Genomic DNA, 12300 nt, shown 5'->3' on the forward strand with positions numbered 1-12300 from the left:
ATCAATGCTAAAACAAAAACACCCATTCTTGTTGTCACAGCTTAAATGCTGAACATTTTTTTTTTATAAAATCTATTAATCTGCGGCTAATATTTGTAAAAGATGAAAACCAATCTAATGCTATTATTAACAGCTTAAAGTTTCGAAAGCAAAAGTTTTACAGAGGCTCTTTTTTGATAGTTGGGATCGAAATGAACATATTTAATTTTCCCTGAACGATCGATGATATAGGTTGCAGGAACGGGCAAGGTATGTCGGGTATTCCCATTGTTGTCTTCTAAATTTATACCATAGCCCTTGTATTTGGTAAAGGTTGCTTCGTCCATCATAAAGTTAACATTGTAGGCTTTCATAATCTCATCGTCTTTATCCTGAAGGATAGAAAAACCAGCGCTCGTTTTTTTAATTGTTTTATCAATGTTTTCTTTCGTTTCAGGTGTAACACCGATAACATAAGCATCTTTCCCGCTTAACAAACTTAAAGAATCTTGAAGTTCTTTAATGTGTTTGTTACAGTAAGGGCACCACTGACCGCGATAAAAAAACAATACCACAGAACGGTGCGCTTTAAGTGCACTTTTCAAACTCACGGTTTTGCCGTTTTGGTCCACCCCGCTAAACATTGGGGCTTTATCCCCTTCTTTTAATCCTTTTTGTGCTTTTACCTGAAAGGATAATGCAACAATTAAGGTAACAAATAGTATAATTCTTTTCATTTTATATTTATTTAACAAAAGGCAGGGAGCAAGCTTCCCTGCCTAGTTTTTTTACATTTTACTTTTCGACATTTTTCCTTTAGCCATTTTAGATTTCTCCATTTTGGCTTTTTTCATCGAATCGGTTTTCATTTTGTCCATCTTGTTCTTCTCCATTTTATCCATTTTCTTCTTCTCCATTTTGTTTTGTTTCATTTTAGACATCTTTTCCTGTAAGGAACTGTTAACCGAAGCAAAACTTGGTAACGAAAGGCTAGCCACAACTAAAGCAGCCATAAACAATTTTCCTGCTGATTTTAAAATTAGATTTTTCATGTTTTTATGCGTTTTGTTTATCCCTTAGTCGAAGCGATAATTAAAACCTTACAAGAAAAATCAATTTTTATTGATTTCTTTTTCAATCTTCTCCGTTAATGTTTTTTTAAAGGCTTCATCCAGTTTAAAATCAGTGTTTTCAAACCCTACAAATACCCTGTTAATCAATATACTCTGTTGCTGATAAATTTTGCATACCGAACAGCCCGCCAGATGTATATGCAATTGTAGTGTTTCGGCAGCTGTAATTTTTCCGGCAATTCTTTTTTCGATCAAAAAAGTAGCTTGTTTACAGTTATAAATTATATTTCTTAGCGCGCTCGTCATATCAGTTCCAGTTTTTTTGAAGGCATGCCCTCAGGTTAAGTTTTGTGCGGTGCATAATTACCCAGAAATTGGCCGCGGTAAGTTTAAGTTCGGTACAGATCAGTTCCGATGACAGATCATCCATATGTTTCATCGAGAATACTGAAAACCATAATCCAGGGAGTTTAGCCAAACATTCATTTAATATACTACCCAGTTCTTTAATCATCAAAGGATTGTCTACCTCCAAACCAAAGGCCTGTGGACGGTATTTTTCATTCCAGTGCCCTGATTCGGTGTCAAAGAAATCCTGTTGCTCGCCTTCGGCATCTGTTAGCTTTAAATCTCTTAGCCCGTTTGAAGATCGTTTCCGGTAAAAATCTGCAATCTTGTTTTTAAGGATAGCCGTTAACCATGTTTTTTCCTCACTATTCCCTTCAAAACGGTCTACACGTTGTAACCCCGCCAAAAAGGTATCCTGCACCATATCTTTGGCCACATCTTCATCCCTTAATCTCGACATGGCAAATCCATAGAGGTAATCGGCATATTTTTCAACCCAGCTCAATGGATCTGAGTGAAGACTTTTGGGAGCAATATCTTTGTCCGTTTCGTTTTGCATTTTTTACGTATGTTATATAAATATAGTGCTTAATTGATTAGTCGCGAGACAAGAAACATCCTTACACTTTTTTTTATTTTTTCTGTAAGGATTATAAATCAAAAACGACTAAGCATAAAATTAGCAACCATGATCAGAAAAATAGTATTACCTTTTTTGGTGATAAACCTTCTCAGTACTGCCTTTATTGCAGATCATAAAACCATCCCTAAACCTATAGCCAAATCAGGTTTTGCAGTTATAGAACTTTTTACTTCAGAAGGTTGTTCGAGCTGCCCTTCTGCAGATGCATTGTTGGCTGAGATCGAAAAAGAAAATCAAAACAAACCTATATACTTATTGGCCTTTCATGTAGATTATTGGGACAGACTGGGCTGGAAAGATCGTTTTAGCAACGCGAAATTTTCTGCAAGACAAAACCAATATGCAGATTGGCTAAGCTTAAAAACCGTTTACACACCACAGGTTGTGGTAAATGGAAACAAAGAATTTGTAGGCTCGGAGGAAAGCATCCTCCGTAATAGCATTAAAACAGCACTTGCCAGTCCATCTATGGGAAATTTAGATATTTCAACGGGCAAAACCGGCAATGGTAACCTCATACTAAATTATAATACCAATCAACCAACCGATGGTTATTCGCTGGCGGTGGCTTTGGTAATTGCAAAAGCAAGCAATCAGGTTTTAAGGGGTGAGAATAAAGGCAAGACTTTAAGCCATGTACAGATTGTAACTCAGTTCGAAACCTTTGTCCTGGGAGGAAAAACCAATGGGTCAGTAAATGTGCAAATGAACCAAGTGAACGGGGAACAGCCCACAGAATTAATTGCTTTTTTGCAAAACAATAAAACAGGTAAGATAACTGTGGCAACAAGTTTAAGCCCTTTGTTAGATCATAAGTAAGTCGTAAATCCGAACGATAAGCCCTAGTGTTTATCACATCAACAGCCTCACAATGAAAGTAATTAAAGAAAAACATTCGCTCTTAATGCGGTGGACACACTGGATTAATTTTCCGGTTTTGGCGGTGATGATCTGGAGCGGACTTTTTATTTACTGGGCCAATGATGCTTATGGCATTTCAATATTTGGCTTCAGTCTGATCAAATTTTTTCCTGAATGGTTTTACGATTACTTCCACATTTCGGGGAGGCTGGCAGAAGGAATGGCATTTCACTTTCTTTTTATGTGGTTCTTTTTCATTAATGGCTTGCTCTATATCATTTACACTGTTTTTTCGGGTGCCTGGCGAGCGCTATTACCAAATAGATACTCTTTTAAAGAAGCCTGGCTCGTACTCCTTCACGATCTGCATATCCGTAAAACTATTCCACCACAAAAGAAATACAATGCCGCACAACGCATCGCCTATACGGCCATTATATTTATGGGTATTGGTTCCATCGCAACGGGCCTGGCCATTTACAAACCTGTACAGTTTTACTGGCTCTGCTGGTTATGTGGTGGTTATCATTTCGCCAGGATCCTCCATTTTGCATTAACCATTGGATATGTCTTTTTCTTTTTGATCCATATTGTTCAAGTAGTGCTTGCCGGATGGAATAATTTCAGGGCGGTGGTGGCTGGATTTGAAGTGGTGGAAGAAGAGCCTCAACTTAAACACAAACCCGCAATACCTCGAAAAACCGAAGATAAAGATGAAAGCAAACTATAAAAAGAAGATTAAGACGCCATTAACAGTTGAACAGAAAATCAAAAGGCGAACCTTTATTTCATTTGGGGCATTCTCAGCCCTCGGAGTTAGTACTATTGCTGGCTGGAAGTGGCTTTTAAACGCTCCTGAAGAAACACCTGGCATTACTGGTGGTACCCGAGCTCCCTTACGCAGGGCACTAAATAAAACTGAACTCTTTTTCCGCAATTTCTTCAGCAACAAACACCTGGTTAAAACCTATCCGATAACGGAAGCTGCAAAAACCCCAAGAGTAAACAGCCTGATCGGTATTGAAGATGACGAGGGTTTTGATATTAGCAGTTGGAAACTCATTGTAAAACTTAAAAACCAAAAAGATCGTTACATCAGCATAGACGCACTAAAAGCATTACCCAAAACAGAGATTGTTTACGATTTTAAATGTGTTGAAGGTTGGGACGAAATCCAACATTGGGCAGGTGTTAGATTAAGTGATTTTTTAGCACATTTTAAGCTCCAGGAAGAAGCTAAAAAACAATATATGGGCTTAGAAACGCCAAATGGAGCTTATTATGTAGGATTGGAAAGAGAAAGCATCATGCATCCGCAAACCTTACTGGCTTATGAAATGAACGGCAAACCAATCAGTATTGACCATGGAGCACCCTTAAGGCTAATTGTGCCGGTTAAATATGGTATTAAAAACCTGAAAAGAATCGGCACCATGAGTTTTAGCGATAGCAGACCTAGAGATTACTGGGCAGAACAAGGTTATGATTACTATTCAGGTTTATAAACTGACCTTACATCTTAAATTCTGGCTTTAGATAGGAATATGGCAAGGAAATTCCTTACAAATGGTTAAACTTAGGCTGAATAAAGCAAAATCAGAATTGAGAACAGCTTAACTAAGCCTGTTTTGGTACCTCAGGTTTTTCTTCTTCCTGCCCGGCTTTAAATTCTTTTATGCCTTTTCCTAATCCTTTCATTAATTCAGGGATTTTTTTGCCGCCAAACAATAATAAAACAGCAACTCCAACAATAATCATTTCAGGGCCTCCAAGCAAGGCAGCGATGGTTGTATTCAACATTTTGTTTTTAATTATGGATATGTTACACTTACGCATAAACCAGAGCCTTGGTTCTTTTACAGCAAAATTTAAAATAGTTTAAAAAATCTACTTGTATTTAAAGTAATTTCTAAAGTTGTACGTCTACAGTTGCAACAAACCTAAAAACTTTTCTATATGATAGCCGTTTTCAAAACAAATGTATCCACTGATAGCGAGTTAAACGTAATCAGTCCATTGCTGAACAGCCAGTTCAAAGAAATTAAATGGAATATCGATTTATGGGATTCTGATAAAATCCTCAGGGTAGATTCGCCAAGAGATTGGACAAAAGAAATCACCGAGCTCTTTAACAGTATTGGTTTGCGCTGTATTAACCTCGAAATTTTTCATTCCGAGCCTTTTTAAGCCTAACATTGAAATTTCCGGTAATTATTATGGATATCATATTGTAGTGTGCCGGATATACTATCTGATTGCACAAACATTGATCGAAAAATATCTTTTCTAGTGGTGTCAGATATTACTATCTGACACTTAATCTCGTTCTCAGAGGCAATAAGCATTGGAGTTGCTATCGCAATTCCACATTGGAATTTACTTTATCAGTCAGATGGTAACATCTGACTGCACAAACATAGTCTAGTAGTGCCATCTGACTGTACAAGTAGAATCAAAAAATCCAAGTTTTTTATTCATAATACATCTTCCTTTGCTTTGGCTATTTGTAATAGATTATCATTAAATTGCATCATCTATTGCATTAATCCCTAATGAAAGAAATTACCGATATAATAAAGGCATATCAAAAAGCAACGAAGGAGAAGAAAAAAACAGCCCTTGCAACGGTAGTTAAGGTAGAAGGTTCCTCTTATCGCAGGCCTGGTGCCAGGATGCTGATTACTGAAGATGGCCAGTTAACAGGTGCCATTAGTGGCGGTTGTTTAGAAGGCGATGCATTGCGGAAAGCACTTTCGGCAATTGTACAGCAAGAAAACAAGCTCATTACTTACGATACTACAGACGAAGATGATGCCAAATTTGGTGTTCAGCTGGGCTGCAATGGTATTGTGCATATTCTGTTCGAACCCATTATAGAAGAAGATGGGTTAAACCCCATTTCCATTTTAACCGCATTGCAAGGCAAAAGGGAAAATGCAGTTTTAGCAACACTTTTTTCCCTAACAGATAAGCTGCAGTTGGGTACAAGCATGCTTTTTAGAAATGAACCTATTCTATCTAAAATCCCTCAGGCAATCTCTGATGAGATAATTAAAGATATCCTTGAAGTTTCAGCACATAAGACCACAGCAATTAAGGCGTATAATTTTGACAACCAACGGATTGATGCCTTTCTCGAATTCATCCAACCCCCAATTTCATTAATTATAGCAGGTGCAGGCAATGATGCACAGCCTTTAGCCGAAATGGCTTACCTTTTAGGCTGGGAAGTAACGGTGATAGATGGAAGACCTGCGCATGCTACACCACAACGTTTTGCAAACGCCACCAAGGTTTTGGTGAGCAAACCCGAAAATGTATTAGCTCAAATTCAAATAGATGAACAAACGGCTTTTGTTCTGATGACCCATAATTACAATTACGACCTCGAACTACTTAAATATCTATTGGGCACAAACGCTCCATATATCGGTACACTAGGGCCAAAGAAAAAGCTACTCAGGATGTTAGATGAACTGGATTTGGCAACGCCAGCAAACCAAACACGTGTGCATGGTCCGGTTGGATTGGATATTGGCGCAGAAACTGCAGAAGAAATCGCCATTTCCATACTCGCCGAGATTAAATCTGTTTTTACAGGTGCTTCGGCCGTGTTTTTAAAAGAGAAGAAAAAACCGATCCATGTTTACGAATAAAAACAATTAAGCATTGAAAACAGGCATTATCATATTGGCAGCAGGTAGTTCTTCACGTTTGGGAAGACCAAAACAGCTTTTGGATTACAAAGGAAAAACGTTATTGCAAACCGTAATAAATGAAGCTTTAGAAACAAGTTGCAGACCTGTTATCGTTGTTTTAGGTGCAAATGCTAAAGAAATAGCCAGCCAACATCAAAATGATCAGGCTAATTTTGTTATTAATGAAAGTTGGGAAAATGGAATGGCATCGAGTATTGTAGCCGGACTTTCAACTATGATCAAAAATAATAGTGAAATTGAAAGTATCATTATTGCTGTAGCCGACCAGGCTTTTATAAAAATGACTAACTTTAATAACTTAATCGAAAAGCAGAAAGAAATAGGTAAAAATATAATTGCCAGTACATATGCCGAAACGATAGGAACTCCTGCCCTCTTCAAAAAAGATTATTTTGAAGCACTTTTATCGCTCACAGGAGCAGAAGGAGCAAAAAAGATACTCAAACAATATCCTCAGGATGTAGAAACAGTTGTTTTTGAACATGGAGAAATTGATATTGATACAGAAACAGATTATAACAATTTAATTAGCCAGCAATGATAGCAGATTCTTTTGGAAGAATACACGATTACCTGCGGATATCGCTTACCGATAACTGCAATTTTCGCTGCTTTTATTGCATGCCAGAGGAAGAATACGACTTCACCCCTGCCTCCCGGCTCATGCAAACCGGCGAAATTATTAAGCTGGCAGAAGTTTTTGTGGCCAATGGCGTAAAAAAAATCAGGCTTACAGGTGGTGAGCCATTGGTGAGAAAAGATGCAGCCCAAATTATTGCGGCATTGGGTAAACTTCCGGTCGAGCTCGTAATCACCACTAACGGAACCCGCATTGCCGAAATGTTGCCTGTATTAAAAGAGGCTGGTATTAAAACCATCAACATCAGCTTAGATACCCTTCAGCCAGAAAAATTCTTTATGATTACCCGCAGGGATGTTTTCCATCAGGTACGGAGTAATATCGAACTGCTTTTGCAGCACAAAATCAAGGTAAAAGTAAATATGGTGGTGATGAAAGGGCTTAATGATAACGAGATCAATGATTTCATCAGTTGGACCAAACACAATCCTATCCAGATCAGGTTTATTGAGTTTATGCCCTTTAGCGGTAACAAATGGACGAGCAATAAAATGTTTTCTTTAGATGAAATCCTATCCGTTGTTGAAAAAGATTTCACCGTATTACCTGTTAAAGGAGAACCGCACGATACGGCCAAAAGTTTCATGATCCCTGGTCACGAAGGTTCGTTTGCCATTATCAGCACCATGACCAATCCTTTTTGCGATACCTGTAACCGCATGCGCTTAACTGCAGATGGCAAACTCAAAAACTGCCTTTTTTCGGATAGTGAAACCGATCTGCTTACGGCATTGCGGAAAAATGAAGATGTGCTTCCACTAATTCAATCGGCTATTTGGAGCAAAAAGAAAGCATTGGGCGGACAGTTGGTAAGCGATTTCGAAAAAATTGATGCTACAACCATTCAAAACAGAAGTATGATTACCATTGGAGGATAAAATTTTCATGATTAGCGTTAAAGAAGCAAAAGACCTCATTTCTCAACACATCATAGCACTCAATCCCATTTCAATTGATTTGGCAAAGGCATCAGGGCACATTCTTGCAGCCGACGTTTATGCTAAATATGATATTCCTGCATTTAGCCAATCATCCATGGATGGTTATGCCATTAAGTTTACAGATCATGAACAAGAACTCACCTTAATCGGCGAAATGGCCGCGGGAACGGCAACCACCATTACTATACGAAACGGGCAATCCAGCAGGATATTTACAGGTGCGCCTTTGCCAGAAGGTGCCGATACTGTGGTGATGCAAGAAAAAATCGCACGTAGAGATGGAAAAATTACCTTGCAAGATCCTAATTTAAAGCTTGGCTTAAATGTACGGGATAAAGGTTCAGAAATTATGGCCGGAGCCTTGGCGATGGAAAAAGGGAGCCTGCTCAGTCCTGCCGCTATTGGCTTTCTGGCTGGGATTGGTATTAACGAAGTTAGCGTTTATCCCATGCCAAAGATTTCGATTATTGTAACGGGGAAAGAATTACAACAACCCGGAAAAACACTCGGATTTGGCCAGGTGTACGAATCGAATTCCTATTCGCTTTCTGCAGCTTTAAAACATGAAGGCATTGAACAAATTGCCGTTTACAAAGCAGATGATGATCTGGAAATCCTAAAAAAAGTATTACAAACTGCAATAGAAAGCAGCGATGTTGTGCTGCTAACCGGAGGCGTAAGTGTAGGCGATTATGATTTTGTTATCGAAGCCGCTGCACATTGTGGCATTAAACAGATTTTTCATAAGGTAAAACAAAAACCAGGCAAACCTTTGTTTTTTGGCACAAAAGATCAAAAACTAATATTCGGACTGCCAGGAAACCCTTCATCTGTACTCAGTTGCTACTATAATTATGTATTACCATCTATTAAAGCCTTATCTCATAAAAGCAATAGCGTAATTGAGGTTCAGGCAAAACTCACCCATTCCTATTCCAAAGCTGCAGGACTTACACATTTCCTTAAGGGCAAGTATGAAAATGGACTGGTTACTCCGCTTAGCGCGCAGGAGTCGTACCGATTAAGCTCCTTTGCTCAGGCCAATTGCCTGATCTGCCTTGATGAAACACAAGAGTACTTTAAAGAAAACGACATCCTGACCGTAATGATTTTACCTAGCTAAACCATGCAAGAAAGCTTCATCCTCTTTTATTGTTTACTTTTTATAGTTGCCTTTTTATATGCTTCAGTAGGGCATGGCGGGGCAAGCGGTTATCTTGCGCTGATGGCCATTTTTGCCATTTCGCCAGCCATCATGAAACCAACAGCTCTATTACTCAATCTGTTTGTTTCCTCCACTTCATTTATCCAGTTTTACCGTGGTGGCCATTTTAAGTGGAAAACCTTTTGGCCTTTTGCGCTTGCCTCTATCCCCTTCTCTTTTGTTGGTGGTATGATGGTAATCGAAAGTTCCATTTATAAAAAGATCTTGGGCCTGCTTTTACTCATCCCGGTCATCCGTTTTTTCTTCTTTAAAAATACAGATCCAAAAGATTTCAAACCATCAAATATTCCGCTATCGCTTGCCATTGGCGGTATTATCGGCTTACTTTCGGGTATGATCGGTATTGGTGGAGGGATTATCCTTTCTCCTATCCTATTGCTATTAAAATGGACAGATCAAAAACAGACCGCGGCCATTAGTGCAGCATTTATTTTTGTTAATTCAGTTGCTGGTTTAGGTGGCCAACTCATTAAAGGTTTCGAATTTAATAGCCACATGCTCGCTTATGTTGGCGTAGCTTTCGTAGGCGGCATTTGTGGGGCTTATTTTGGTGCCTTAAAATTCCCGCAAACGGTTTTAAAAAATGTGCTGGCCTGTGTATTGGCATTGGCCGCTTATAAATTACTATTTACACATGCATAATATAAAATGCCTTATCATCGCCTTATTATTTTTAAGTTTTGCTGTAAATGCACAAGAGAGCAAGCAATTTGTAATCGAAGGGAAGGTTAAAAAGCCTTTAACAATCACTTTAGACAATTTAAGTACATATAAATCCGTTAGTTTGGATAGTATGACAATTTTTAACCACCTGGTGCAGCAAAAAATCAGCATCTTACAGGTAAATTAGCAGCATGAAACCATCATGAGCAAACACGCACAAACGGTAATAAACCGAGCCTGCGAGCGCTTGAATACAAAAATCAAATAGAAACTTGTGAAACCATCATGAGTTTACAAGTCACCAACAGAAATGCATATAAACTCATGATAGCTTCATAACAATTAAAAAACAAACATATACTGATGAAAAATATGTTCATGATAGCTTCATCACCGATAAAAAACAAAAATATACAGATGAAAATCGAATTGATCAGTTTTGGTAAGATTGCCGAGTTTATCAACAATCAAAATATTGAGGTTGATGGCATTGCTGATACCGATGCTTTTAAACAGTATCTCGAAAATCAGTTTCCTGCTTTAAAAAGCATGAAATATAAACTTGCCTTGAATAAAAATATCGTTCAGGAAAATACCAAAATTACCAACAATACTACAATAGCCATAATGCCACCTTTTTCTGGGGGATAAACGATATGAGTGCAGAGCGATACAACAGGCAGATTATCCTTAAGGGATTTGGAGAGGAAGCACAACAGCAGCTTTTAAGGGCAAAAGTATTGGTAATTGGTGCTGGTGGTTTGGGCTGTCCTGCGTTGCAGTACCTCGCTGCTGCCGGCATTGGCCATATTGGTATTGTTGATGACGATACCATTTCATTATCCAATTTACATAGGCAGATTCTTTTTACTACAGCTGATATCGGAAAGCTGAAAGTAGAGGTTGCAGCAAAGCGCTTGCAGGAGATGAATACCCAGATCGGGATTATCCGCCACCCCATCCGCTTGCAGAAAAATAATATTCTCGATATTCTATCCAGATACGATTACATATTGGATGGTACAGACAATTTCGAATCCAGGTACCTGATTAACGATGCCTGTGCACTATTGAACAAACCGCTTATATTTGCTGCAGTTTCAGGTTTTGAGGGGCAGTTAGCCATATTTAATACCCCCGATCATTTAACGCCCAGCACCAATTACCGCGATATCTTCCCCATTCCACCCGATAAAGGAGAAGTAGCCAATTGTGCAGAAAATGGCGTTTTGGGTGTATTGCCAGGCATATTGGGTACCATGTCAGCCGCAGAAACCATTAAACTGATTGCCAAAATCGGGCAGCCGCTCACCAATAAAATTTTAAGTTACAACTTACTTACACAAGAACAATATACCATCAACATCAGTCATGGAGCTGGCTATACCCTGCCCAAAACTGTTGATGAATTTTTAAATATGGATTATCAGGATACGAGCGAAGGACCACAGGGATATATAGAAATTGATGCCAGCGAACTGGTTAAACTTCAGCAGTTAGAATCTACAATTTTAATCGACGTACGCGAAAGGCACGAAGTACCCATATTGGATAAACAGATTTTTATGCAGGTACCAATGTCGGAATTTGGAGCCTTTATGAGTAAAGAATTTTATCAAAAACATGTAGTGCTGATCTGCCAGCATGGTATCAGGAGTGTAGCTGCAGCAGAGGCCATGCAGGAAAAATATGGCGACGCAAAAAAAATATACAGTTTAAAAGGTGGTATTGTAAAATGGAGAGATCATTTTCTAAAACCCTAACATGAGCGAAAAAAAGATAAAAAACATATTTGTAAATGGCCCGATCGAACCTGCTTTTATAGCCGATAGTATTGCCAAACACAATAGCAAAACAGCTATTGGTGGTCATAGTATTTTTATGGGTCAGGTGAGAAAAGATGAAATTGAAGGCAAATTTGTCGCTGCGATTGAATATACCGCCTACGAAGACCTTGCCCTCGAAAAAATGCATCAGATCAGGGAAGATATTTTCGAAAAATACCCGCTCAATTGCATGCATATTTACCACAGCTTGGGCGCAGTTAAAACAGGTGAAATCTGCCTTTTTGTTTTTACCTCGTCGGCACACCGTAAACCGGCAATAGCCGCCTGTAGTGATGTAGTAGAGCGGTTAAAAGCAGAATTACCGATCTGGGGAAAAGAAATATTCGAAGACGAAACCCATCAGTGGAAAGAAAATATTTAA

General features: G+C 38.7%; 18 protein-coding genes. 13 read left to right on the forward strand and 5 right to left on the reverse strand.

All coding sequences use genetic code 11. From position 1 onward, the window contains the following. Positions 1–134 precede the first annotated feature (134 nt). From ACN9MR_RS14850 to ACN9MR_RS14865, 4 genes are read right to left on the reverse strand one after another with little or no spacing between them, the layout of a single operon-like run. Positions 135–716, reverse strand: a complete 582-nt coding sequence (locus ACN9MR_RS14850) for a peroxiredoxin family protein (RefSeq protein ID WP_426324740.1) — start codon at positions 714–716, stop codon at positions 135–137. A 51-nt stretch (positions 717–767) separates the two neighbouring features. Beyond that, on the reverse strand, positions 768–1031 hold the full coding sequence (locus ACN9MR_RS14855) for a hypothetical protein (RefSeq protein ID WP_426324741.1): 264 nt from the start codon (positions 1029–1031) through the stop codon (positions 768–770). Between the two features lie 60 nt (positions 1032–1091). Beyond that, positions 1092–1358, reverse strand: a complete 267-nt coding sequence (locus ACN9MR_RS14860) for a zf-HC2 domain-containing protein (protein ID WP_147229072.1) — start codon at positions 1356–1358, stop codon at positions 1092–1094. Position 1359: 1 nt separating this feature from the next. After that, positions 1360–1959: a sigma-70 family RNA polymerase sigma factor gene (locus ACN9MR_RS14865; protein ID WP_426324742.1), complete on the reverse strand. Its 600-nt coding sequence runs from the start codon at positions 1957–1959 to the stop codon at positions 1360–1362. 129 nt (positions 1960–2088) lie between these two features. Here ACN9MR_RS14865 and ACN9MR_RS14870 point away from each other — a divergent pair, with 129 nt between their 5' ends. From ACN9MR_RS14870 to ACN9MR_RS14880, 3 genes are read left to right on the forward strand one after another with little or no spacing between them, the layout of a single operon-like run. Continuing rightward, the gene (locus ACN9MR_RS14870; protein WP_426324743.1) at positions 2089–2862 is read left to right on the forward strand and encodes a DUF1223 domain-containing protein; all 774 of its coding nucleotides are present in this window, start codon (positions 2089–2091) and stop codon (positions 2860–2862) included. Between the two features lie 52 nt (positions 2863–2914). After that, positions 2915–3634, forward strand: a complete 720-nt coding sequence (locus ACN9MR_RS14875) for a cytochrome b/b6 domain-containing protein (RefSeq protein ID WP_426324744.1) — start codon at positions 2915–2917, stop codon at positions 3632–3634. Beyond that, entirely contained in the window at positions 3618–4409 is a 792-nt protein-coding gene (locus ACN9MR_RS14880; RefSeq protein ID WP_426324745.1) for a molybdopterin-dependent oxidoreductase, read from the forward strand. The genes ACN9MR_RS14875 and ACN9MR_RS14880 overlap by 17 nt, the downstream gene beginning before the upstream one ends. A 112-nt stretch (positions 4410–4521) precedes the next feature. Here ACN9MR_RS14880 and ACN9MR_RS14885 read toward each other — a convergent pair whose 3' ends face one another. Then, a complete protein-coding gene (locus tag ACN9MR_RS14885) occupies positions 4522–4704 on the reverse strand; it encodes a Sec-independent protein translocase subunit TatA/TatB (protein ID WP_426324746.1) in 183 nt (60 codons plus the stop codon). A 156-nt stretch (positions 4705–4860) separates the two neighbouring features. On the opposite strand from ACN9MR_RS14885, the gene ACN9MR_RS14890 reads away from it, so the two are divergent. The 10 genes from ACN9MR_RS14890 to ACN9MR_RS14935 all read left to right on the forward strand — a co-directional run bounded on the left by ACN9MR_RS14890 (position 4861) and on the right by ACN9MR_RS14935 (position 12300). Further along, positions 4861–5091 (forward strand): hypothetical protein, encoded by a 231-nt coding sequence (locus tag ACN9MR_RS14890; protein ID WP_086547003.1) that lies wholly within the window; start codon positions 4861–4863, stop codon positions 5089–5091. 365 nt (positions 5092–5456) lie between these two features. Further along, positions 5457–6560: an XdhC family protein gene (locus ACN9MR_RS14895; protein WP_426324747.1), complete on the forward strand. Its 1104-nt coding sequence runs from the start codon at positions 5457–5459 to the stop codon at positions 6558–6560. Between the two features lie 13 nt (positions 6561–6573). Then, positions 6574–7164, forward strand: a complete 591-nt coding sequence (locus ACN9MR_RS14900) for a nucleotidyltransferase family protein (protein WP_426324748.1) — start codon at positions 6574–6576, stop codon at positions 7162–7164. Further along, a complete protein-coding gene (gene moaA, locus ACN9MR_RS14905) occupies positions 7161–8141 on the forward strand; it encodes a GTP 3',8-cyclase MoaA (protein WP_426324749.1) in 981 nt (326 codons plus the stop codon). Before ACN9MR_RS14900 ends, moaA begins: the two co-directional genes overlap by 4 nt. Positions 8142–8148: 7 nt before the next feature. Then, the gene (gene glp, locus ACN9MR_RS14910) at positions 8149–9327 is read left to right on the forward strand and encodes a gephyrin-like molybdotransferase Glp (RefSeq protein WP_426324750.1); all 1179 of its coding nucleotides are present in this window, start codon (positions 8149–8151) and stop codon (positions 9325–9327) included. Between the two features lie 3 nt (positions 9328–9330). Further along, positions 9331–10071: a sulfite exporter TauE/SafE family protein gene (locus ACN9MR_RS14915; protein ID WP_426324751.1), complete on the forward strand. Its 741-nt coding sequence runs from the start codon at positions 9331–9333 to the stop codon at positions 10069–10071. Further along, positions 10064–10279, forward strand: a complete 216-nt coding sequence (locus ACN9MR_RS14920; RefSeq protein ID WP_426324752.1) for a hypothetical protein — start codon at positions 10064–10066, stop codon at positions 10277–10279. Before ACN9MR_RS14915 ends, ACN9MR_RS14920 begins: the two co-directional genes overlap by 8 nt. Before the next feature lie 230 nt (positions 10280–10509). Next, the gene (locus tag ACN9MR_RS14925; RefSeq protein WP_426324753.1) at positions 10510–10743 is read left to right on the forward strand and encodes a MoaD/ThiS family protein; all 234 of its coding nucleotides are present in this window, start codon (positions 10510–10512) and stop codon (positions 10741–10743) included. Between the two features lie 5 nt (positions 10744–10748). Continuing rightward, positions 10749–11855, forward strand: coding sequence for a ThiF family adenylyltransferase (locus ACN9MR_RS14930; RefSeq protein ID WP_426324754.1), 1107 nt, complete (start codon positions 10749–10751; stop codon positions 11853–11855). 1 nt (position 11856) lies between these two features. Next, on the forward strand, positions 11857–12300 hold the full coding sequence (locus ACN9MR_RS14935; protein ID WP_426324755.1) for a molybdenum cofactor biosynthesis protein MoaE: 444 nt from the start codon (positions 11857–11859) through the stop codon (positions 12298–12300).

Origin of the sequence: Pedobacter sp. R-06 (assembly GCF_049913135.1) — a bacterium.
Classification (GTDB): domain Bacteria; phylum Bacteroidota; class Bacteroidia; order Sphingobacteriales; family Sphingobacteriaceae; genus Pedobacter.

Coding starts and splice junctions, on each gene's coding strand:
- ACN9MR_RS14850 (WP_426324740.1), bottom strand. CDS start 716: ATGAAAAGAATTATACTATTTGTTACCTTAATTGTTGCATTATCCTTT.
- ACN9MR_RS14855 (WP_426324741.1), bottom strand. CDS start 1,031: ATGAAAAATCTAATTTTAAAATCAGCAGGAAAATTGTTTATGGCTGCT.
- ACN9MR_RS14860 (WP_147229072.1), bottom strand. CDS start 1,358: ATGACGAGCGCGCTAAGAAATATAATTTATAACTGTAAACAAGCTACT.
- ACN9MR_RS14865 (WP_426324742.1), bottom strand. CDS start 1,959: ATGCAAAACGAAACGGACAAAGATATTGCTCCCAAAAGTCTTCACTCA.
- ACN9MR_RS14870 (WP_426324743.1), top strand. CDS start 2,089: ATGATCAGAAAAATAGTATTACCTTTTTTGGTGATAAACCTTCTCAGT.
- ACN9MR_RS14875 (WP_426324744.1), top strand. CDS start 2,915: ATGAAAGTAATTAAAGAAAAACATTCGCTCTTAATGCGGTGGACACAC.
- ACN9MR_RS14880 (WP_426324745.1), top strand. CDS start 3,618: ATGAAAGCAAACTATAAAAAGAAGATTAAGACGCCATTAACAGTTGAA.
- ACN9MR_RS14885 (WP_426324746.1), bottom strand. CDS start 4,704: ATGTTGAATACAACCATCGCTGCCTTGCTTGGAGGCCCTGAAATGATT.
- ACN9MR_RS14890 (WP_086547003.1), top strand. CDS start 4,861: ATGATAGCCGTTTTCAAAACAAATGTATCCACTGATAGCGAGTTAAAC.
- ACN9MR_RS14895 (WP_426324747.1), top strand. CDS start 5,457: ATGAAAGAAATTACCGATATAATAAAGGCATATCAAAAAGCAACGAAG.
- moaA (WP_426324749.1), top strand. CDS start 7,161: ATGATAGCAGATTCTTTTGGAAGAATACACGATTACCTGCGGATATCG.
- glp (WP_426324750.1), top strand. CDS start 8,149: ATGATTAGCGTTAAAGAAGCAAAAGACCTCATTTCTCAACACATCATA.
- ACN9MR_RS14915 (WP_426324751.1), top strand. CDS start 9,331: ATGCAAGAAAGCTTCATCCTCTTTTATTGTTTACTTTTTATAGTTGCC.
- ACN9MR_RS14920 (WP_426324752.1), top strand. CDS start 10,064: ATGCATAATATAAAATGCCTTATCATCGCCTTATTATTTTTAAGTTTT.
- ACN9MR_RS14925 (WP_426324753.1), top strand. CDS start 10,510: ATGAAAATCGAATTGATCAGTTTTGGTAAGATTGCCGAGTTTATCAAC.
- ACN9MR_RS14930 (WP_426324754.1), top strand. CDS start 10,749: ATGAGTGCAGAGCGATACAACAGGCAGATTATCCTTAAGGGATTTGGA.
- ACN9MR_RS14935 (WP_426324755.1), top strand. CDS start 11,857: ATGAGCGAAAAAAAGATAAAAAACATATTTGTAAATGGCCCGATCGAA.